This window comes from Pseudoalteromonas aurantia (assembly GCF_005886875.1).
GTDB lineage: Bacteria > Pseudomonadota > Gammaproteobacteria > Enterobacterales > Alteromonadaceae > Pseudoalteromonas > Pseudoalteromonas aurantia_A.
On the sequence record NZ_PNBY01000025.1, the window covers coordinates 1 to 22,162 of the forward strand.

19 protein-coding genes are annotated in these 22,162 nt (G+C 39.9%); 9 read left to right on the plus strand and 10 right to left on the minus strand.

All coding sequences use genetic code 11. The features are described from left to right. Positions 1 to 1,908 (minus strand): sensor histidine kinase (locus CWC18_RS05540; RefSeq protein WP_249930083.1); only part of this gene is annotated, 1,908 nt, incomplete at its 3' end. A 363-nt stretch (positions 1,909 to 2,271) separates the two neighbouring features. On the opposite strand from CWC18_RS05540, the gene CWC18_RS05545 reads away from it, so the two are divergent. The 5 genes from CWC18_RS05545 to cydB all read left to right on the plus strand — a co-directional run bounded on the left by CWC18_RS05545 (position 2,272) and on the right by cydB (position 8,375). After that, complete coding sequence (locus CWC18_RS05545; RefSeq protein WP_138591851.1) at positions 2,272 to 3,411, plus strand: Na/Pi symporter; 1,140 nt, start codon at positions 2,272 to 2,274, stop codon at positions 3,409 to 3,411. A gap of 196 nt (positions 3,412 to 3,607) precedes the next feature. After that, the gene (locus CWC18_RS05550; RefSeq protein WP_138674874.1) at positions 3,608 to 5,287 is read left to right on the plus strand and encodes an asparagine synthase-related protein; all 1,680 of its coding nucleotides are present in this window, start codon (positions 3,608 to 3,610) and stop codon (positions 5,285 to 5,287) included. A 191-nt stretch (positions 5,288 to 5,478) separates the two neighbouring features. Beyond that, positions 5,479 to 6,024, plus strand: coding sequence for a GbsR/MarR family transcriptional regulator (locus CWC18_RS05555; RefSeq protein WP_138591849.1), 546 nt, complete (start codon positions 5,479 to 5,481; stop codon positions 6,022 to 6,024). Between the two features lie 16 nt (positions 6,025 to 6,040). Next, positions 6,041 to 7,384, plus strand: a complete 1,344-nt coding sequence (locus CWC18_RS05560) for a cytochrome ubiquinol oxidase subunit I (protein ID WP_138591848.1) — start codon at positions 6,041 to 6,043, stop codon at positions 7,382 to 7,384. Then, positions 7,377 to 8,375 carry a cytochrome d ubiquinol oxidase subunit II gene (cydB, locus tag CWC18_RS05565; RefSeq protein WP_138674875.1) on the plus strand — a complete coding sequence of 333 codons (999 nt, stop codon included), beginning with the start codon at positions 7,377 to 7,379 and terminating at the stop codon, positions 8,373 to 8,375. Before CWC18_RS05560 ends, cydB begins: the two co-directional genes overlap by 8 nt. A gap of 120 nt (positions 8,376 to 8,495) precedes the next feature. Here cydB and CWC18_RS05570 read toward each other — a convergent pair whose 3' ends face one another. Together CWC18_RS05570 and CWC18_RS05575 are read right to left on the minus strand one after the other, a co-directional pair. Next, positions 8,496 to 9,512 (minus strand): lytic murein transglycosylase, encoded by a 1,017-nt coding sequence (locus tag CWC18_RS05570; protein WP_138591846.1) that lies wholly within the window; start codon positions 9,510 to 9,512, stop codon positions 8,496 to 8,498. Next, a complete protein-coding gene (locus CWC18_RS05575; RefSeq protein ID WP_138591845.1) occupies positions 9,505 to 9,786 on the minus strand; it encodes a YcgL domain-containing protein in 282 nt (93 codons plus the stop codon). The genes CWC18_RS05570 and CWC18_RS05575 overlap by 8 nt, the downstream gene beginning before the upstream one ends. A gap of 214 nt (positions 9,787 to 10,000) precedes the next feature. Here CWC18_RS05575 and minC point away from each other — a divergent pair, with 214 nt between their 5' ends. Genes minC through minE form a run of 3 tightly spaced genes read left to right on the plus strand, consistent with a single transcriptional unit; the run spans position 10,001 to position 11,788 of the window. Then, positions 10,001 to 10,702, plus strand: coding sequence for a septum site-determining protein MinC (gene minC, locus CWC18_RS05580; protein WP_138591844.1), 702 nt, complete (start codon positions 10,001 to 10,003; stop codon positions 10,700 to 10,702). A 5-nt stretch (positions 10,703 to 10,707) separates the two neighbouring features. After that, positions 10,708 to 11,517, plus strand: coding sequence for a septum site-determining protein MinD (gene minD / locus CWC18_RS05585; RefSeq protein WP_010361934.1), 810 nt, complete (start codon positions 10,708 to 10,710; stop codon positions 11,515 to 11,517). Position 11,518: 1 nt separating this feature from the next. Continuing rightward, positions 11,519 to 11,788, plus strand: coding sequence for a cell division topological specificity factor MinE (gene minE / locus CWC18_RS05590; protein ID WP_010361933.1), 270 nt, complete (start codon positions 11,519 to 11,521; stop codon positions 11,786 to 11,788). 62 nt (positions 11,789 to 11,850) lie between these two features. Here minE and rnd read toward each other — a convergent pair whose 3' ends face one another. The 3 genes from rnd to CWC18_RS05605 all read right to left on the minus strand — a co-directional run bounded on the left by rnd (position 11,851) and on the right by CWC18_RS05605 (position 15,673). Then, on the minus strand, positions 11,851 to 12,981 hold the full coding sequence (gene rnd, locus CWC18_RS05595; RefSeq protein WP_138591843.1) for a ribonuclease D: 1,131 nt from the start codon (positions 12,979 to 12,981) through the stop codon (positions 11,851 to 11,853). Positions 12,982 to 13,036: 55 nt separating this feature from the next. Next, positions 13,037 to 14,689 (minus strand): long-chain-fatty-acid--CoA ligase FadD, encoded by a 1,653-nt coding sequence (gene fadD, locus CWC18_RS05600; RefSeq protein WP_138674876.1) that lies wholly within the window; start codon positions 14,687 to 14,689, stop codon positions 13,037 to 13,039. A gap of 120 nt (positions 14,690 to 14,809) precedes the next feature. Next, positions 14,810 to 15,673, minus strand: coding sequence for an alpha/beta fold hydrolase (locus tag CWC18_RS05605; RefSeq protein WP_138591841.1), 864 nt, complete (start codon positions 15,671 to 15,673; stop codon positions 14,810 to 14,812). Between the two features lie 131 nt (positions 15,674 to 15,804). Between CWC18_RS05605 and CWC18_RS05610 the strand changes: the two genes are divergently transcribed. Then, a complete protein-coding gene (locus CWC18_RS05610) occupies positions 15,805 to 17,094 on the plus strand; it encodes an alkaline phosphatase (RefSeq protein ID WP_138591840.1) in 1,290 nt (429 codons plus the stop codon). Positions 17,095 to 17,098: 4 nt separating this feature from the next. On the opposite strand, the gene CWC18_RS05615 is transcribed toward CWC18_RS05610, so the two are convergent. The 4 genes from CWC18_RS05615 to CWC18_RS05630 form a co-directional block, all read right to left on the minus strand. Beyond that, on the minus strand, positions 17,099 to 19,123 hold the full coding sequence (locus CWC18_RS05615) for an EAL domain-containing protein (protein ID WP_249348262.1): 2,025 nt from the start codon (positions 19,121 to 19,123) through the stop codon (positions 17,099 to 17,101). 91 nt (positions 19,124 to 19,214) lie between these two features. Continuing rightward, positions 19,215 to 19,505 (minus strand): hypothetical protein, encoded by a 291-nt coding sequence (locus tag CWC18_RS05620; RefSeq protein ID WP_138591839.1) that lies wholly within the window; start codon positions 19,503 to 19,505, stop codon positions 19,215 to 19,217. A gap of 45 nt (positions 19,506 to 19,550) precedes the next feature. Further along, the gene (gene tsaB, locus CWC18_RS05625; protein WP_138591838.1) at positions 19,551 to 20,234 is read right to left on the minus strand and encodes a tRNA (adenosine(37)-N6)-threonylcarbamoyltransferase complex dimerization subunit type 1 TsaB; all 684 of its coding nucleotides are present in this window, start codon (positions 20,232 to 20,234) and stop codon (positions 19,551 to 19,553) included. Position 20,235: 1 nt separating this feature from the next. Further along, entirely contained in the window at positions 20,236 to 22,062 is a 1,827-nt protein-coding gene (locus CWC18_RS05630) for an ATP-dependent DNA helicase (RefSeq protein WP_432760773.1), read from the minus strand. Positions 22,063 to 22,162 lie beyond the last annotated feature (100 nt).

Here is a 22,162-nt window from a genome sequence, read left to right on the forward strand (position 1 = left end):
AGCGGCTTCGTTCAACAAGCTATTATGTGAACTAATCTTACCGTGATGTGCTTCTATAATTTTTCTACACATGGCAAGTCCCATCCCCTTGCCACCCAACATAGCACTGCGCGATGCCTCTTGCCTATACAGAGGTTGAAATAATTGCTGGTGTGCTTCATAAGTGAGAGGGGTACCAGAGTCTTCAATCCTTATTATTAAACCACCGGCATCTTGCAAAAAACTAAGTTGTACTTCAACGTCCTTGCCACCAAAGCGCAACGCGTTCTTTACTACCTCTAAAATAACTTTCTTCAACGCGTCAGGATCAAACTGAATACACTGAAGCTCCGTTATTTGTGAGTTAAGGTTTAAACTTTGGCGACGCATATCCACCAAATGCTGACACTCTTGATATACTTCATTAATAAATGGCTTTAATGTCATACTTTTAAATTTCAACAACTTATGCATATCACCAGAGCTCGTAACTAACATGAGGGAATTGATGAATTGATTAAGTTCATCAATTTTATCCATCAATTTAACATAAGAGTCATGAACGTTATCGACAATATTATGTTGCAGTGACTCTACCTGTATTTTCATGACGGTCAAAGGCGTTCGCAGTTCATGAGATAAATCAGTAAACAGCTGCGCTTCGTGCTTCTTAATATCATGCTTTTGCTGCTCGAAAGTAAGTTTTTCAAACGCCACCGTTTGATTCAGTGAGTTAACTTGATTTTGTAGTTGAAAGACCAATTGTTTTTGTACTGATTTATGTTGAATTGCCATTGCTATCGTGAATAAACACACCTCGACTAAGTAACCAATTTTGATATAACTGGCAATGTCGAATACATCAAAAGCATTCCCATAACTCGCCCCCATTATCGTAAGTGCATTTAGAAAAAAAATATGATTAACTAAACTCAATGCAAAAATTCGAATTCCTGGCGCTGACTGCTTTAATGACCACCAGCAGGTATAAGCAAACAAGGGAATAATGAGGGTACTCGTTATGAGGTTGTAATATACAGTCTCAAGATAAAGCGCGATAGGCAATAACAAGCAGTAAAGAAATGTAAATCCGATGTATAGTTTATCCAGAACCACATTGTGATATTTCAATTGTAAAAAGCCGCGGACAAATAACAGATGAAATATAGGCACCACGGCCATCAAACCAATTGAAAATAGACCAGCGAACGCACCATGACTTGGCCAAATATACTGATAGGTAAACCCAGCCATATCAACAACGATAATAAAAAATAGAAACGTCCAAATGGCGTAAAATACATTGGTTAGATTCATGTTAAACCACAAGTTAACCACGACTATCAGCAGTATTGCCGTGATAACACCAGCTAAAGCGGCATTCGTCAGCAAACTGGTTTGTGACGTTTTCATATAATGTGCAGAACTATGAATTCGAATATTAGCAGGTGCATTAGCGAATGTTTGATATTTAACAAAGAGAGTTTTAGTTTCGCCAGCTGCAATGCTTATTGGAATATACATCTGAGGGTCTTGCACAGCCCTGTCGTCAAATGCGCTATGTTCCGTTAATTGGTAAATGGGCGCTTCATCTGGGGTATTTTGCCAGTAAACAGCCAACTTAGGTAACCGAGCAAACCCGAAAGAAAGATACCACTGTGTTGTTTGTGATTCATTTACCAATGTTACCTTAAGCCACCGATCATATTTCAGGCTATGTGGTTTTTTTTGTTCTTCGTTAAATGGAGAAAGTAATTGTGGCTGATCAATGAACTGCTGTTTTGTCGAGATTGCACCTGAGAAATCATTATAATGCAATGCACTGGGCTTAATAGAATACACATCTTGCGTGTTCTTAAGCGACAAACTTGCTTCTTGCGCAAAAACACTAGAACATAATAGCAACAGTAAAAAACTTACTAGCTTCATTTTCTTCACTATTCTTTTTTTGATTAACAACAGCTTATTATCAAAAAATGTAGAAAATATGGAGAAACATTCTCCACTAGTTCTTAATAGCAAATGAGGCCATTACATTGTAAATCAATGTAAAACCAAACCATCAACTACTTATGTGAGACTTTAAATTATCTTAAACTAAAGCAATAAGTTACCAATACACTCAGAAAATAGATAGTTCGTTTTTGGCAAAAACACTCCGGTCTGCGTGCTGCTTGTGCCTTTTATGACCGCAGTGAAATATTTCTGTAATATTTAGATGTTCTAATCCTCGCTGAAGTAAAAACGTCATAATAGCTAATCGAAAGCTAGACACACACTTGAGAACACACAATGAGTGAATCAAACCAGAATTCGTTATTTTCAAAAGTTATAAATTGGGCAGCAATCGCACTTTTAGTTTATTTAGTGCTCGTTGCTGTTGGTACCGTAAGCGGTGGTTTTAAACTCGCATCTGGCGGCAGTGCCGGTGCAAAAGAAATCTTCGAATTTGCTACTAACCCATTCGTCGCATTACTCTTAGGTGCGCTTGCCACAGCGCTTGTGCAATCTTCGTCTACTGTTACATCGGTCATCGTTGGGCTAGTTGCCGGCGGTCTCCCAATTGGCATCGCAATTCCAATGGTCATGGGGGCAAATATTGGCACTACTATTACTAACACGCTCGTTTCAATTGGTCACATACGCTCTAAAGAAGAGTTTCAACGAGCATTTGCTGCTTCTACGGTTCACGATTTCTTCAATTTACTTGCCGTTACTATATTTTTACCACTTGAAATTATGTTTGGTGTGTTACAAAAGTTAGCTGAAAGCCTGTCTCATTTATTTGTTGGTGATGCTGATTTATCACTTAAAAGCTATAACTTTATCAAACCACTCGTCAAGCCTGCAGTTGGCTTAGTAAAAGATGCTGTTAGCTTTTTGGATGGCAAAGCTGTAGGCGTTGCCATGGTTGTTGTCGGTATAGCACTGATCCTGTTTGCAGTAACGACGTTAGGTAAACTATTGAAAAAAGCGCTAGTAGGCAAAGCAAAAGACCTGCTCCACAGTGCAATTGGCCGTGGCCCGGTTGCTGGTATCTCCTCAGGTGCTGCCGTCACAATTATGGTTCAGTCTTCTTCAACGACCACAAGCCTTATGATCCCTCTTGCTGGTAGCGGTGTCTTTAATACAAGACAAATCTACCCTTTCACATTAGGTGCTAACATTGGCACAACTATTACAGCGCTACTTGCTGCAACATCAATTTCAGGTCCAGCAGCAGAAGTGGCATTAACGATCGCATTAGTACACGTAATGTTTAATGTCTTTGCTGTTGCGCTTATCTATGGTATTCCAACACTGCGAGAGCTACCTCTTGTCATGGCAGAAAAGCTTGCAAAAATAGGTGCTAACAATAAACCGGCTGCGCTTGGTTATGTATTAGGCTCGTTCTTCGTTGTGCCAGGTATCATCATGATGGCTGTTCGATAAATTAATATAAAATAAAAGTAATAAGCTCAGTTTTTGCTGACTTATTACTTTTAAACTGCTTTGCAATTTGCTAACCATAATCCCTCCCCAACCCCTACTAACCTATAAACTATTGATATATATATACTTATAACGTTGTGTGATATGGCATGCGACATGCTACACCTATTGATATTACTTTAGGTGGGATCTTGATATGTCACAGCTCAGCATTAAATTTAATCTAATCGAGGGCGTAAATGTTAACTCGTCAACGCCGTTGTACGATGTTGAACATGACTGTAATAACGACAAACACGCAATTGTGCAAATGAAGAATGACTGGGGCCATCTCGTTATTTGGGGTGATGTAGCACAAAAACATCAAGATGCTAAGATTTGGCACAACGTGCAAGACAATCAATCTTCTTCTGTCGCTGGGAGAAGCTGGATATTTATCAACAAGCTAACGAGAACCGTTTTTGCCGGCTGTGACAGCTTCGGATCATTCCCTGTATTTCTTTATCAATGTGATAACACCATTATTATTGCATCCAGTCGTCAGGCCCTCGTGAAACAGCTGGGAAAACCATTATCTCTTGATACAGATGCAATGCGCTGTATGCTTACTTTTGGCCAGTTATTTAATGAATCCTGTATATTAAAAGATACTCAACACATTGGCGCGAGTTCAACATTTTCTTTATCACTCACGTCTGAGCGACTTTTTGAATTATCCACAAACCCACTCACTGGCTTTCCTCGAGACAATACAACATGCTTCAAAGATGCCCTTGAGGCCGTTGTTGAATCTGTCAGGAGCAGTGTCACCAATTGCGAAAATCCTATGCTATCTCTGTCTGGTGGACTTGACTCGCGACTGATTCTTGCCTGCTGTGAAGCACTTAATGTCAAATTACCCGCCTTATGTTATGGCAACAAGCTCAGCGCAGATGCGAGAATAGCAAATGAGTTAGCAGCAGCCTGCAATATTTCTTTAGTTACCAGCACCGACTTAACCGGTCATGTCACAGAAACCAGCAGCCGCCGGATTGCGTTTGCAGGTCAAGGTGAGGTACCCGTTCATCATGCACATGCACTCATTGATGAATCATTGATTGAAGCAACTAAACATCATACGCTGTTAACGGGGACCGGCGCCGAAACCTACCGTGCATTTTATTATGATAGGGGAATGCTTGGTTTCTCAGTATTCGGTTTGAAATGTTTAAACAAACTCACGATGCCAAGGGTGAAGCGATACATAACCGAAGAATATGGCAAAACAGCCAGTGCAGCTTATACCCTATTTCCTCATCATGCTGAACAACTACAGTCTCAAGTAACAGAGCTACTCTTGGCATTAAATGACAATGCATTTAGCGCGGCTCAATACGCCGATAATTTCTATCTAAGAGTACGGGCTGCCCGTATGGTTGTTGCTGACCAGCAGTTGCTCGATGAAGACTATAACAGAACCCACCCTTTTCTATCTCCCGAAGTCGTCAGTTCAATTGGTTCACTCCCAGCACGCTATAAATTAAGTAGTGCATTTCACCGCAAAGCAATTTGCAAATTATCTCCAAAATTAGGGAGGATTGAGTGGGATAAAACCTCCAAGCCCCTAAACCAAGGTTTGTCGCTCTTCCAACGTTACCCTGGGCTTGCCTCTCGTTTAGGCTTAAATAATTTCTTTGGAAAAAGTGCAGCGCCTATGTTCCAGTACAAATATAGTGGCCATACTTCTCATAGTTTATATGCCGTACTCAAGTATGTTGGCATAGACAATACGAAAAGCATACGAGATTGCTATGAAGAAATGGAGAAGGCAGGTATATTGGCACATGCTCTGGGTTTAGCTGCAGTTTGGCAGCACCTTCTGCACGAAAGTCATTGAGTGTTTGTTGCATATTACATGACAAAGACGTACGTTTGATGTACGTCTAAAGCAGTCCATTTTGATGGCCGTTTAATATAGTTAATTAATACCTAAAGCGCAGCTGTGCAAAATATCTCCACATAAAGCTTGATCCAAATCAAATGGCCCTATATATTAAACTTTCAATAATTACTGAAAGTTTAATAACTATGATCTTATCGCCTAAAATAGAAAACTTTGTGCTGCATTGCGGCGAGATGGGCAGTCGTTGGGGTTTTAATCGCACAATAGGCCAAATGGTTGGCCTACTAGTAATACATGAAAAGCCACTAACAGCAAATGAAATCGCCGATGCGCTTAAGATCAGCCGCGGTAACGTAAGTATGGGGATCAAAGAACTTCAATCTTGGCAACTCGCTAAAGTACACCACATCCCTGGTGACAGAAAAGAGTATTATTCGCCGAACGGGTCAATTTGGGACCTAGCCAACAAAGTATTTGATGAACGTAGAAAACGTGAAATTGATCCAACACTTAGCCTACTCCGTGACCAAATACTGGAAAATGCAAATTCACCAGAGGAAAAGTACGCACAAGAACAAATGCAATCGATACATGATCTTCTAGAAACCGTCACAAAATGGTCGGCAGAGTTGCAGCGCTTGTCTCCTGAGCAGTTGCAAACACTTATGAAACTTGGTTCGTCAGTCAGTAAAGTCATTGATTTAAAAGATAAGCTTCTAGGAAAACAGTAAAAATCGGAGTTGCGCGATGCTTGATACATTATTATTGTCTCGAATACAGTTTGCTACTAATATCAGTTTTCACATTCTATTTCCTACTATAACCATCGCACTTGGGTGGTTTCTCGTTTTTTTTAAAGTACGATTCGATATTACAAACCACCCTGTTTGGTTAAGGGCCTATCGATTTTGGGTTAAAATTTTTGCATTGACGTTTGCTTTAGGCGTTGTCAGTGGCATTACCATGTCATTTCAGTTTGGGACAAACTGGCCTGGTTTTATGGAAAAGGTGGGGAATATCGCAGGGCCACTATTGGGCTATGAAGTACTGACGGCCTTTTTTATGGAAGCGACATTTCTTGGTGTAATGCTATTTGGGATGAATCGTGTATCACCCAGAGTTCATACTTTATCTACTATTGTTGTTGCCATCGGCACGACTATTTCTGCATTTTGGATCCTCTCTTTAAACTCTTGGATGCAAACACCTGCTGGCTTTGAACTGCGTAATGGTATTGTTTATCCAACAGATTGGTTAGCTGTCATTTTTAACCCCTCGTTTGCTTATCGATTTTTTCACATGTTATTGGCAAGCGGACTGACTGCCGCATTTCTAATTGCAGGAGTCAGTAGCTATCGGTTACTCAAAAAAGACAATAAGCATGCGCCAAACATGACATTAAAAGTTTCTTTGACTGTTGCATGTTTATTAGCGCCGTTACAGGTTTTTGTTGGTGACTTGCATGGGCTTAATACGTTACAACATCAACCGCAAAAGGTTGCAGCAATGGAAGGTGCTTGGGAGACACAAAAGGGGTTGCCGTTAGTATTATTTGCTATTCCAAATGAGGAAACCCGAACAAACGACTTGGCAATAGAGATCCCCAAAGTCGCAAGTTTAATATTAACTCATGACCTTAATGGCGAGATTAAAGGGCTAAATGAGTTCGAAGGAGCTCATCCACCTGTGAAACCTGTGTTTTTTGGTTTTAGGATCATGGTCGGCATGGGAATACTCATGATAGCCGTTGCGTTCATAACACGTTTGTCATTATGGCGAAATAAACGACTCAGTCACTGGCAGCTCAAAATACTCGTTGCAATGAGCTTCTCTGGTTGGGTTGCGACCCTCGCGGGCTGGTATGTTACAGAAATTGGCCGTCAGCCTTATTTGGTTTCTGGGGTACTTACGGTAGAAGAGGCAGTAACCACCGTTGCTTCAAGTAACGTCGCCATATCGCTAGCCGCTTACCTCTTAGTTTATGTTGTGTTATTAGTTCTATACATCAGAACACTTTTTTATACCGCAGATAAAGCAGTGCAAGTTGAAGAGTATGATTACTCAGTCGTTGAAGAGGTGCGCCATGCTTAACCCTGAAATGCTATCTTATGTTTACGGCGCACTCATGGCACTGGCTATTCTTGTGTACGCAATTTTAGATGGTTACGATTTGGGTGTGGGTATATTGCTACCCACCAATAATGATACTGATGCAGACACCATGATCGCGTCTATTGGTCCATTTTGGGATGCCAATGAGACATGGCTTGTACTCGCTGTTGGTCTTGCGTTAATTGCCTTCCCCACGGCACATAGCATCATTTTACAAGCGCTTTACTTACCAATCACCGTTATGCTCATTGGCTTGATCCTCAGAGGTGTTGCGTTCGATTTTAGAGCTAAAGCAAAAGTAAAACGCAAAAAACTTTGGGATACCATGTTTAAGCTAGGCTCAATACTTGCCGCATTTATGCAAGGGTTTATGCTCGGTCTTTATGTTATGTCATTTGAAACATCCATGCTGTCACTATTATTCGCATTACTTAGCGGTGCTGGCGTGGTTGGTGCTTACACCTTAATTGGGGCTGCTTGGTTAGTGTTAAAGACCGAAGGAGAACTCCAATCAAAAGCAATTCATTGGTGCCAGTTTGCCGGAAGGGTTACCTTTATCGGTGTCATTGCCGTATCAATAGTGAACCCTATTATTAATAGCAGCGTATATAAAGCATGGTTTGAGTCGCAAACAATGGCTGTAATATTAATGTTGCCTATTTTGTGTTTAGCACTGTTTATTTTTCAGGACCTTATTCTAGAAACGCTGAAGTTGAATAATAAAAAAAGAGTTTGGTTGCCATTTGCATTGTCGGCTGTGATATTCATATTATGTTTTTTTGGCCTCACATATAGTTTTTATCCTTATGTTGTGCCTGGAAAGCTTACAATTTTTGATGCTGTCGCGGCCCCAGAGTCTTTAAACTTTTTATTCTATGGTGTGGTTGTTGTTGTACCGACAATCATCATGTATACGATTTTCTCATATCGCGTTTTTTGGGGAAAAGTACAACCGCTCTCATACTATTAAAAGGTTATCGATACATATCACACTTGAAGGGCGCTAGCAGTAACTGAAGTAGCCCAAACAAAAAGGCAGCCTGTTGGAAGGCTGCCTTTTTTTTACACTGATATTAACTAGACAATCTCATTAGATTTTTGGGTAAGCAATTCTATCAGACAAATACCCTACACTCGTTGCAAAGTAATATGAACGGTTCCAATGCATCAAGGCTTTATAGTTATCATACGCCAAGTACATTCTGCCATTGATATCGTCTGGCATCACAAGCGCAGCTGTAATGTTAACGTTAGGCAAATTGGTTCCATCCGCTTTACGTAGTCCAAGCTGTTGCCATTGAGCAAGTGAACGCTCTGAATCTTTCCAATACTCAAGCCACTGCTTACGCGTTTTTGTGCCTCGTTTAAGCACGTAACTTTGGTCTAAACGTTGCGGCAATTTAACCTGACGACCCCATGTTAAGTTATCATTCCATCCTGCCTGCTTTAAGTAGTTTGCGATAGACGCGAATGCATCTATTTCTGTTGTCCAAATATCTTTACGTCCATCTTTATTGTAATCGACGGCATAAGCATTGAAAGAGGTTGGCATAAACTGTGTTTGCCCCATTGCCCCAGCCCACGAACCTTTAAATTTATCTAACGATATATGACCACTTTTCAATATGTCTAATGCAGCCCATAGTTGTCGCTTATAAAGAGCTTCACGGCGACCATCAAATGCGAGCGTAACTAATGCACTGATAACAGAATAACCACCTTGAATACGGCCAAAATTGCTCTCAAGGCCCCACAAAGCAACTATAAACCTTGCTTGCACACCATATTCTTGTGCTATTTTTTCTAATTCAACTTGATGCTTTTTATATAATTTACGTGCGCGTTCTATCTTCCATTGAGGTACGCGTTTTGGTAGATATGTTTCTAGTGTTTCAATGACTTCAGGCTGATTTTTATCAGCCTTAATCACTTTCTTCTTAAACTTTGCAGTCGCAAATGCTGTATCAATTAAAGACTGTTCGTACCCTTTATCTTGGGCTTCTTGCTTCAATTGAGCCACGTAAGAATCAAATTTTTCTTGCGTATTTGCGTAACTCGCCGATGATAACACGACCGATGCAAGTAATAAGGAAGCTCTTTTAATCACTTTCTACTCCATTATGGGCCTTAAATTGATCCAATAAATTCTCTTCTGGCGGCGGAATCTGTAAGTAAAAACCATCTTCGCTTAACTTTTCCTTAACCAAAACTATATCAGCAATTCCCAACTTTTCACGTTTAGATAAATCAAACATCATCACATATTTAGGTAACCCGAACATATCCATCAAAGGCTGCGGTACCTTGCTAAAATCATCACGTTTTTCGATATAAAGATAGGTATCGGCTTTTTTTGAACTTTTATACACGGCGGTAAGCATTATACACCCATAATTTCTTGCTTATGTCTAACTGGCACTATACCATGACAGACATTATATTTGGAAAGTTTTGCGACGCTCAAACGTATTAAATACAGGGCCAAACAATAATATTAATACAAAGTGATGTAAGGTGAACGGTGTTATTTAAACTGAAAAGTTTCCCTCTACTCCCTTTGAGCTTTCTTGAGTTTATATAGTTATTAGAGCGCTTATGTCAGATCAAATATTTGAGTTAAAAGGAAACTTGTTCACCCTTTCTGTTTTGCACTTATTCTTAGTCGACGTCCCACGGCTTAGAAGTGAATTAGATGAGAAGATTTCCCAAGCACCTAAATTCTTTTACGGTGCATCGATTGTTGTTAACTTGGCAGAAGTACAAGAAGTCGATATTGACTTTGTATTATTAAAACAAACTCTGTCTGATCTGCAACTCAACCCCGTAGGGGTTTGCAATGGAACCGAACAGCAGCATATTCAAGCCAAAGCAGCTAAACTTTCGGTATTAAACTATAGTAAAGATATAAAACCAGCTGCTTCGGCTCAAACAACAACTGAAGTCGTAGAAAAGCCTGTGTACTTACCAGCTCAAATTGTTCAAGCAACTGTAAGATCTGGTCAGCAAATATACGCTAAAGACAGAGACCTAATTGTTTTAGGCTCAGTGAGTCACGGCGCAGAAGTCATCTCGGATGGCAACATACATATATACGGAACACTCCGTGGTAGAGCAATCGCAGGGGCACAAGGGTACGATGAGGCAAGTATCTATTGCCAACGCCTTGAGGCTGAATTGGTCTCTATCAATGGCAGTTATTGGATCAGTGATTCACTACAAGGTGAACACTGGGGCAATCCTGCTCAAGTAAAACAAATTAATGATTCATTAGAAATTACCGCTTTGGTCAAAGGATAATTCAGATGGCAAAAATTATTGTCGTAACATCAGGTAAAGGTGGTGTTGGAAAAACAACTTCTAGCGCTGCAATTGGTACAGGTCTTGCCCTAAAAGGCTACAAAACTGCCATAATCGACTTTGATATTGGTTTACGTAATTTAGATTTGATCATGGGTTGTGAGCGCAGAGTAGTCTATGATTTCGTTAATGTGATCAATGGTGAAGCAAACTTAAATCAAGCCCTCATAAAAGACAAACGCGTAGAGAAGCTGTTTATTCTGCCTGCGTCTCAAACCAGAGATAAAGATGCGCTAACCAGAGAAGGTGTAGAAAAAGTTTTAAATGAAATGAAAGAAAGCTTTGACTATATTATTTGCGATTCACCCGCTGGTATTGAAGCGGGTGCGATGATGGCATTGTATTTTGCCGATGAAGCCATTGTCACAACAAACCCAGAAGTATCTTCAGTCCGAGATTCAGATCGTATTTTGGGCATACTACAGAGTAAATCACAACGTGCAGAGCAAGGCTTAGCACCCGTTAAAGAGCACTTACTACTCACTCGTTATAACCCAGAGCGCGTTGAAAATGGTGAAATGCTCTCTGTTGAAGATGTACAAGATATTCTTGCCATTGATTTACTTGGCGTCATTCCCGAATCAACTGCGGTACTCAATGCCTCTAACTCAGGCCAACCAGTTGTACTAGACAGCGAGTCTGATGCAGGTCAAGCATATAGCGATGCTATTAACCGGTTATTAGGCGAAGTTATCGACTTTAGATTCCTAGCAGTTGAAAAGAAAGGTTTACTAAAACGGATATTTGGAGGTTAATGTGTCGCTACTTGATTATTTCCGTTCAGAGAAAAAAAGCAGTGCGTCCCTTGCTAAAGAGCGCTTGCAAATAATCGTTGCACATGAACGCTCGAAACGTGGAACACCTGATTATTTACCACAGCTGAAACAAGACATACTCAATGTTATTCGTAAGTATGTGAAAGTTGACTCAGATGCCGTCAATGTTCAATTTGAACAAAACGAAGATGATTTAGCAGTGTTAGAACTCAATGTAACTCTTCCTGATGATGTCAAAGAAGAAAAGTAATTCACACAAAAGGCGCTAACTTAATAGCGCCTTTTACTTTATATATGCGTTTACTGTAATAATTACACGTCCCACTGAGACAGTGATTTTTTAACATAATCATATCGCCAGCCTTGCAAAAGGTCAGGCTTAAGAGATACCGCCCTTTCCTCTGATGTTTTCTTCCAGTTCCAACTCAACAATTGATTGATTTGTTTTTTTGAGGCAAAAACGTCTGCAGGAATACATGCGGATTCTGCAACATGCTTTATGGTATTTGATATATCTTTCGCCGCTTTTTTATAATCTGGATAATCAATAAGCCTCAAAAGCTTTTCAGGACAGTTTGATTCATGTATCGCTTTGCCACGTTCAACACATTGAATAATTTCTTTTCCTGAACGCTTGACTTCAGAAAGCTCAATACCCGGAATGTTACGTAAGCTATTTAATGAACTTGGTCTGCGCTTTGCGACTTCAACCATATTATGTTCTTTGAGAATAAAACTTAAGGCTAAATTCTTCTTCTGTGCTTTGCTTCTTCGCCACGCCGCTAGCTCTTTAAGTACGGCTAGATCTCTTGGTTTCAATTGCCACACATTTTTAATATCTTGATAAACATATTCATCGGGTGTTTCAAATGCACGTTTGACGGCAATTAACTGCGACTCTTGAATCACAATTTCAGTTAATTTTCTCTCAGAAATTTGTTCAATAATTTTTTCAAAGCAAGGTAACAAGTAATATACATCACTGGCTGCATAATCAAGCTGTTTCTCAGTCAATGGCCTTTGTAGCCAATTTGTCCGAGATTCACTTTTATCTATTTTAACATTAAGTAATGTCTTGACCATACTTGCAAATCCAACACAATTCCCTTCACCAAGTAGTTGCAATGCAAATTGAGTATCAAACATTGGATGGGGTACAAACCCTGCAAACTTCTGAAAAACTTCAATATCCTCTGAAGGTGAATGTAGTACTTTTAACATTTTATCGTTGTTTAATAACTGCCAAAATGGCTCAAAATCAATGCCACAAAGAGGATCAATTAACGCAAGGTGTGTCCCGTCAAAAACTTGGATCAAAGCGACTTCTGGATACAAGGTACGACGGCGCATAAACTCAGTATCTATTGCTAAAATTTTCGCTGTAGATATTGATGATACAAACTGGTTCAACTGCGATTGTGTGGTGATTAACTGATACTGCACGTTCACTCCTAGTAACATTTGTACATAAAAAAGCCGGCTAGTGCCGGCTCCTTAGTTACTCCTTTAAGGCCCTACGAAGAATCTTACCGACATTCGTTTTTGGGAGTTCTTCACGGAACTCTACCAATTTGGGAACCTTATAATTCGTAAGATTATCTCGACAATGACTAATTATATCCTTTTCTGTCAACGATGGATCTTTTTTCACAACAAATACTTTAACTTGCTCCCCACTCACGTCATGGGGTATACCAATCGCAGCAACTTCGAGCACGCCATCATGCATGGCAACTACTTCTTCTATTTCATTTGGGAAGACATTAAATCCAGATACAATGATCATGTCTTTTTTTCTATCTACTATGTAGAAAAACCCTTCATCATCATAAGTTGCAATGTCACCCGTTGCGAACCAGCCATCTTTTAAACATTCGGCTGTTGCATCGGGTCTGTTATAATACCCGGCCATGACTTGAGGGCCTTTCACAAGTAACTCTCCAGACTCGCCTTTGCCTGCTTCTTGCCCATTTTCTAATACTATTTTCAGTTCAGTACTAGGCGCAGGTAAGCCTATAGAGCCGTTATATCCACCTAAGTCCCACGGGCAGATAGTAACAAGCGGTGCGCACTCGGTTAAGCCATATCCTTCCATTAGCTTACTGCTTGTCACCTTTTGCCACTTTTCAGCAACAGGGCGCTGAACAGCCATACCACCACCGAGCGACATCTTAAGATTAGAAAAGTCTAACTCTGAAAACCCTGGTGTGTTCAACAAACCATTGAACAAAGTATTGACCCCAGTAATAGCTGTAAAGTTATGCTTTGCAAGCTCTTTCACAAAACCAGGCATATCACGAGGATTCGTGATCAAAATGTTGTGACCACCATACTTCATAAACGTTAAGCAATTCGCTGTTAGCGCAAATATATGATAAAGCGGAAGTGCCGTTATAACGACCTCTTTACCATTATCTAGCACCTTATCTAAACAACCCGATACCTGTTCAAGATTTCCAACCATATTACCGTGTGTCAACATTGCACCTTTCGACACACCTGTAGTCCCGCCAGTGTATTGTAAAAATGCAAGATCGGTTAATGCGACATCTGGCACTTTATAAGAATCTGGGTTTGCTGCCATAACATCTTTGAAAGGTATTGTTTTTGGCAAACTAAATTCAGGCACCATTTTCTTAATATGCTTAACAACAAAGTTTACTAGATACTTTTTAAAGCCCCCCATCATATCGCCGATTTCAGTCAATACGATGTGCTTAACCGACGTTTTAGGTAACGCTTTTTGCAGTGTCTGAGCAAAATTAGCAAGAATAAAGATAGCTTTAGTCTCTGAGTCATTTAGCTGATGTTCTAGCTCCCTAACGGTATAAAGTGGGTTGACATTTACCACTGTACACCCTGCACGCAATATCCCCAAGATTGAAATCGGAGTTTGTAACAAATTAGGCATCATTACGGCAACCTTGTCGCCTTTGCCTAATTTCAAATCATTTTGAATATAACTCGCAACAGATTTAGTTGCTTCATCTACTTGTTGATAGGTTAACGTCTTACCCATGTTGGTATAAGCGGGCAACGACGCAAACTCTGTAAAACTTTTATCAAACATTTCAAGCAACGAGTTGTAGTGCTCTGGGTCGATAGTTTCAGGCATCCCTTCCGGATAGCGCTTTAGCCAGATTTTTTCCACTCTTAGCTCCTGTGTTCTCTTTATTTTTTTAATACTTTACCTTAATAGAAATAAGGCACATAAACAATTGAGCAAATACTCTAACCGTGAGATATTCCCATATTTCGTATAAATATACAATCACGTTCCATTAATTGTGTTCAGGTGTTTTTCAATATACGTAATGCACTTAACTGGATTTTGCATATGGCAATGATGTCCTCCCTCAACAATTTCAACCTGCAGATCCCAAAAGCTGGCTTTAAATGTCTCTAAATTTTCCTTAACAAATTCATACCCTTTATCTCCTATAATAAGCAAGCTTGGTATACTAATGTCTTTAAAAAGGTGCATACTCTGCTCTAAGCTAAATCTAAACGCTGAATGAGTCTTTAACCTAGGGTCTGTCGTTAAACAGATTTTACCTTCTCGTTCTTCACTATTTCTACTCATAAGTAACTTAGCTTCTTCTTCACTGAAATCAGAAGCAGTCACTCTTGCCTGTACCAGTGTTTTAAAGGTTGGAAAGTACTTTACCTCCTTAGCGCTAATATGCTGTCTTTGCTTAAATGACTGCACTACCTGCTGCTTTATATCAGCTTCATCCGAGTACATTAAGCCTATTCCTTCAATCATAGACAAGCTTTTAACTCGTTGTGGATACAGTGTAGTAAACATACCGCATACCAAGGCCCCTAATGAGTGCCCAATTAAATGACATTTTTCTATATTTAACTTTTCTAAGACAATCAGTAAGTCATAAACATAATCAATGAAGTAATAATGCGCATCTTTGCCTCGCCACTGTGATTGCCCATGACCGGGTAAGTCAATCATAAGCCACCTATAACCCGGCTTCTGTAAATTAGCCATTGGCACAAAACTATTAGAATTATCAAGCCAACCATGCAAACAAATCACCCATTGAGGCCCATTTCCATAGATCTGAGCAGCCACTCCACAATCAACTAGACGCTTTATCGTATTTTTTTCATCAATGTGCATTATTTCCGTATTCTTTGTGGAAGTTATAATTTAATATCTTGCCTGACATAGCTGTCTTATAACAAGTTAAATGTCACAACTTGTGATTAGACTGCGCTATGTATAACCACGGGAATCTTAAGGAAGTAATCATGAGAAATACATTGCGCCTCATAACGGCAGGCGTTGCAATTGCATGCAGCTCATCTGCACTGGCCGGACCAAAGAACATCATCTATATGATTGGCGATGGTATGGGCCCCGCTTACACAACAGCTTACCGCTATTATATGGACAACCCCAATACCAAACATGTCGATCCGACCATATTCGATCAGATCCTCGTAGGGATGGCTCATACATACCCAGAAGACGACACCGTAGTCACTGATAGTGCGGCTAGCGCTACAGCACTTAGTACAGCAAAAAAAAGTTATAATGGCGCTATCGCAGTCGATGCACACAAAGCACCGTTGAAAACCATGCTAGAAATTGCAAAAGAAAAAGGCATGACGACCGCCTTGGTAGCGACGTCACAAATTAATCATGCTACGCCAGCAAGTTTCGCGGCACATAACGAATCAAGACGTAATTACAATGAGATAGCAGATGATTATCTAGACAATAAAATATCTGGCAAATTGCCTGTAGACCTTCTTTTAGGGGGAGGAATACAATACTTCCTGCGCGAAGACCGGAATTTAGTCAAAGAGTTTCAAAAAGCTGGATATCAATATTCAGACTCTTTTTCAACACTGTCAGATATCGATAAACTGCCAGCACTAGGCTTGTTTGCTGACAAGGGCTTACCCTATGCCATTGATGAAAACCCAGAGCGGTTAAAAATTATGACCAAGAAAGCCCTTTCTTTACTTGATAAAAGTAAAGAAAAAGGTTTTTTCATTATGATAGAAGGTAGTCAAATAGACTGGTGTGGCCACGCTAATGATATCGCCTGTGCTATGCATGAAATGCACGATTTTGCGCAATCGATTAAGTTAGCCAAAGCCTATGTTGACAATAACCCTGATACACTGTTGGTGATAACAGCAGATCACTCTACGGGTGGGTTAACACTCGGTGCTGACGGAAAGTACTTGTGGCTGCGTGACGTAGTTCAAGGCGTTTCTAAATCTGCCAGCGAGCTTGCCAAATCGTTACACAATGCTGAAGATTTAAAAGCTACATGGATAACGCATACTAAGCTTCCTTACAATAAATCAACAGCAATAAAGCTTAAGCAAGCTAAAACGGAAGGCCTAGATACGCTTAACAGCGTGGTTAAATCTATAATCAATAAAGCAAGTTATACAGGTTGGACGACAGGTGGGCATACGGCCATTGATGTTCAGGTCTTTGCTCATGGCAATGGCTACCAAAACTTTATTGGTTCCCAAAATAATACTGACATTGCAGAAAAATTAATAAACTATCTTAGATAGTTTATTAATGCTCGATTTTAGTTCCATAGATGTCAATAGACTGCTCTATTGGCATCGCTTTGTAATATAAAAAACCTTGTACACAGCCAATATTTGCTGCTTTGACGACTCTTTCATCTTCTTCTGTTTCAACTCCTTCAGCAACCGTATTAAACCCTAATTGTGCACAAAGGTCCGCAAGATTTTTATACAGTAACGCCGCTTTTTCATTATCTTGATCTGGCAATAAACTTTTATCAAATTTGATGGTGTCTATGTTTAATTTAGACAGTACAGATAGGCAAGAGTATCCAGTACCAAAATCATCCATTGCGCAGCGAATTTTATTACTTTTAAGTGTATTAACTATCGACATCGTTTTACTAAAATCTTCAATATAACTTGATTCCAAGAGTTCAACTTCGACTTGATCTGCGAATCGAGAGAATGCTTTAACCACGCGTTTATAACCACCCGAAAGTAAATTATCCGGTGATATGTTAAAACTCACTTTGGGATATTGCCCATGTTGAGCAAAAGTATCTAAATCTACTTCTAATTGGTCAATAACAAAATTATCTATAACATGCAGTAGGTTATGCTCGCCTAACGTTTCCAAAAACCATGGCCCTGATACACTGTTGTCTGGGTTAACCAACCGTAATAACGCCTCGAAACCCACGACTTCTTTGCTCAATGGATTTATCTTAGGTTGATAGTAAAGCGTCAATGCGCCGTTATTTAGGGCATCAGTCACTTCGGTTAAGCTATGCCCAGAAATTTGTAGCTTAGCATGGTGTGTCGCAAAACTACTTTCAGCTTGATCTTCAATCATTCGACCTGCGGAATAGCGTTTCACTAGCATATCAAGTGCTTTACCAGACATGTTATTTTTCTGATGTGCGACCAAAAATGGATAATATATAGCCACATTTGCTGCGATCAGAAAAAACTGCAATAGCACGACCCAAAAGCTTTCTGTCAGTATCCAAGCATTTACAAATACGGGCGTAAACCAAGGTATAGATTCTTGGGTAACAATAGGAATAAACCCATTTATCAAAAATTGGTATGAAACAATGGCATTAAACGCAGGGGATATTAAAAACGGAATTAAAATATAGGGATTAAATACAATAGGGAGTGCATAAAGCATCACTTCACTGATATTGAACACGGCCAGTGGTGCCGATAGCTTTGCAATACGCTTTTCGTGGTTTCCTTTTTTAAGTAATAAACACGCAATTATTAACCCCCAAACACACCCTGTTCCGCCTAAAATTACGAATGTACTGAAAAAATGGTAGTTGATCAGCTCAGGCGTAACCATAAAACCTGAAAGATCACTCGAAACCAAAATATGATAGGTATTGTCACCGTGAACGCCCAAGAACCATAATAAATGCGCACCAAGTAACTGTAATGTGACTTTATTCTCTGCACTAAACTCGAGTTGATCAAGAGCTAAATAAGACAAAAAATAATCTACAGCCAGATCGATAAATGGATACAAAAGCAACGTAATTGTGGTAACCAACATATACGGAAAAATGAGATTAACGTGTTTTTTGAGGAATAAGCTAATTGTACTCACTTCGACAATTTTAAATGCTCGCGTTAGCTCGAAATACGCGAGTAAGTAGCAACAAAAGATGGGCATAAATAAGGTATATAGCACACCTACGCGATGATCAATACGCAGACTTTGCTCATCAACAAAAATATACCCTGTGGTTGCAACAAAACAACTTGTAACCAGTATCGGGGCAGCTATGGTGTGTATTTTTATATTTTTTGCTAAATGATAACTAAATGAAATCAGCGTAAATAAAGGAAAAAGACCCCAAACCAATTGGTTAAATTGATTTAAGTAGTCATGATCAAATCCTTTTGCTGCAATATCCAACCATTGATTTATCAGTGTAATGAGAGAGGCAACAATAAAAAAAGGAATTAATGCAATATATCCTTCCCTTAACGACAACACGAGCGTGTTAGACGACACCTTAACAGCAGCTTGATTGAATCGGTTGAATGACGATCTGAACAAAGTATTCCCTAACTTTTTCTTTTAACAATACCTAACTTAGAGAATAAAACAATCTTCGAAGAATATTTTTAAGTGAAATAATTTCAAACACCTAGGCGTAGATATTTATACCAATTAAGGCTTCTACATCTGCTCTGCGTTCCTGATTATTTATCTCCTTGTAAGTGTTAATCGCCACACTTGTTTTGAAGTCAGGCTGATCATAAATCGTGGAGCGTGAGTGTTCTTGAAAAGCTTGGGCAAGTTTAATACCCGATAGCGAGTTGTTAACTCGGGAACTAGGCTGCGCAGCACTACTCACCTCTTGCTCTGTGAATTTCCCCTGGGCACTAGGTTTTAATTGATAAGTAAATTGGTTATTACTAACCGTTACCATTTGCATAAAATGACGCTGCGCAAATCAAACTATATATCTAAAAGTACCGAATTATTCCTTTCCTGGCAACTTTTTCCACGTTACCGTGTCTCTGACATAGTTAGGTTGTGCATCACAGGCATCGACTGTTTCACCATTTGAAAAGGCACGCTCCGCAATTTTTAACATGTAAAATGCATCTGGCAGCATCGCACCTTCTAATACATTTAAATTGTTATCTGAGGCAGCTTTTGGATACGTGACCCACGCAGTACCTACCGCACTATCTACATTGGTATTAGCTAGACTTTCTGGTGCACAGACCATTTCTTCGTGCGTATTTTCAGCTAACCCATCATCACCTGCAACATAAGCACCGACATAGACTTCTCCCATTCGCGCATCTATTCCGGCCAATACCCCTGTAACACCATGTTCATCAATGGCTTGTTGCGCCATCGTTTGCAGCGTTGAAACCCCAACCAATTTCAATCCTTGCGAATATGCCAACCCTTGTGCAATCGCCACTCCGATCCTTACACCCGTAAAGCTACCCGGGCCTTTACCAAACGCGATGCCATCTAAATCCTGCAATTTGCAGTTGGCATCATTGAGCATGGCTTCTATTTGTGGAAGTATTTTTTGGCTATGCTGTTGAGGGCACTCCTCAAAAAAGCGAAATGTTTTACCGTTATAATTAAGAGCGATACTAAGCGCTTCAGTGGAAGCATCAATGGCCAACAGGTTATACGTCATATTATTCTATATTCTCTAAGAATTGAGTTGCTGCTTGTAAATTGCGTGTCCGTCGCATATTTGGCAAGCTTTTTAAAAATGTTTCACCGTATTTTCGCGTAACTAAACGATTATCGCAAATAACAAGCACACCTTTGTCACTTTTATCTCTAATTAATCGTCCAACGCCCTGTTTAAGGCTGATCACCGCTTGAGGTAATTGCACCGCATCAAAAGGTTCCTTGCCTAACATTTCGGCATCTTTCATTCTTGCTTGTAACAAAGGGTCATCAGGTGAGGCAAATGGTAATTTATCAATCAACACACAACTCAGCGTATCGCCTCTTACATCTACCCCTTCCCAAAATGAAGCAGTCCCCATCAGCACTGCGTTACCATTACGTACAAACTGCTCTAATATAATCCGTTTTGATGATTGCCCTTGCATAAAAATAGGATACTCTGTTGCCGTATTAAGACCCTCATACACTAAATGCATCACTCGATAACTGGTAAACAATAAAAAGGTTCTACCTTTGGCCGCATTAATTAATTGCTTTGCAATTTTTACCAACATGTGAGGCATCGCATCATCTCTGCTCTCGGGCAGATAACGCGGCATACATAATAAGGCTTGGTTTTGATAATCAAATGGGCTATCTACAATGCTTTCATGCGTTGGCTTTAACCCTAAACTCGCGGTAAAGTGCTGTAATGAGTGATCAACTGACAATGTTGCCGATGTAAACACAAAACTTGCATCAGTTTTGGTTACGATTTCCTTAAATTTATTCGATACGTCAAGTGGGGTTATGTAGATGGTTACAAAGCGCCGTGTTGTTTCATACCAGTAACTGTATCCGGTTTGAGATACATCGAATGCTCGTTCTAGTTGACTTTTAAACTTAATAACTCGTTCAAACGGGTGCTCAATTTTATCTGTTCTGTCTAAACACAACTTTAACACTTGATACAAAAATTCCAAGTCGCTAATAACGCGATGTAATGCATCACACATTATTTTATCTGATAGCGCTTCTCGCCAGTCCCCGCGACTACCGTCATTACCAAATGCAATTCGTAGATCGGCAACGGTCGTTTCTAATTTATTTAGGGTTTTTCCCAACTGAAGCATGTCCGGGATGTCTGAACGGTAAATTAAACGAATATCGTTAATAAGCCCGACTAACTGCTTTGTGCTAACAGACTCACCAAAGTAGTCACTCGCTATTTCAGGTAATTGGTGCGCTTCATCAAATATATAACAGTCGCTATTAGGCATTAACTCAGCAAAACCTTGCTCTTTAACCGCCATATCAGCAAAGAACAAATGATGATTTATCACCACTAAGTCTGATTCTGTTGCATCAATACGCGCTTTTCTTATATAACATTCTTGAAAATCTGGACATTCTTTGCCTAAACAATTATCCGCAGTAGAGTTAACATATGGTAGAACCTTGGCATCCTCTTCAATACCCACACAGTCTGCTAAGTCCCCGGTATGCGTTTGTGCCGCGAACTTTGCAACCATAGCCAATTGATGCATGACATCAGGATCGTCGGTGGGGACATTAGTGACATGTTCGTTCAGCCTATAACTGCAAAGATAGTTCGATCTCCCCTTTAGTAACGAAACTTTTTTCCCCACCTTAAGCGCTTTTTGTAATACCGGTAAATCGCGGTGAAATAATTGTTCTTGTAGCGCCTTTGAGCCAGTTGAAATTATGCACTTGTGTTTACTCAATAAGGCAGGTGCTAAATATGCAAAGGTTTTACCGGTACCAGTGCCCGCTTCAACAACACATTGCCCACGCGAGTCAATTGTCTCAGAAATCGACTGGGCCATATCAATTTGTGCTTTGCGAGGTTTATATCCTGAAAGCGCTATAGCAAGTGGACCTTGCTCTGAAAATACTTGTTGAATAGACAAATTAACTATACTGCTA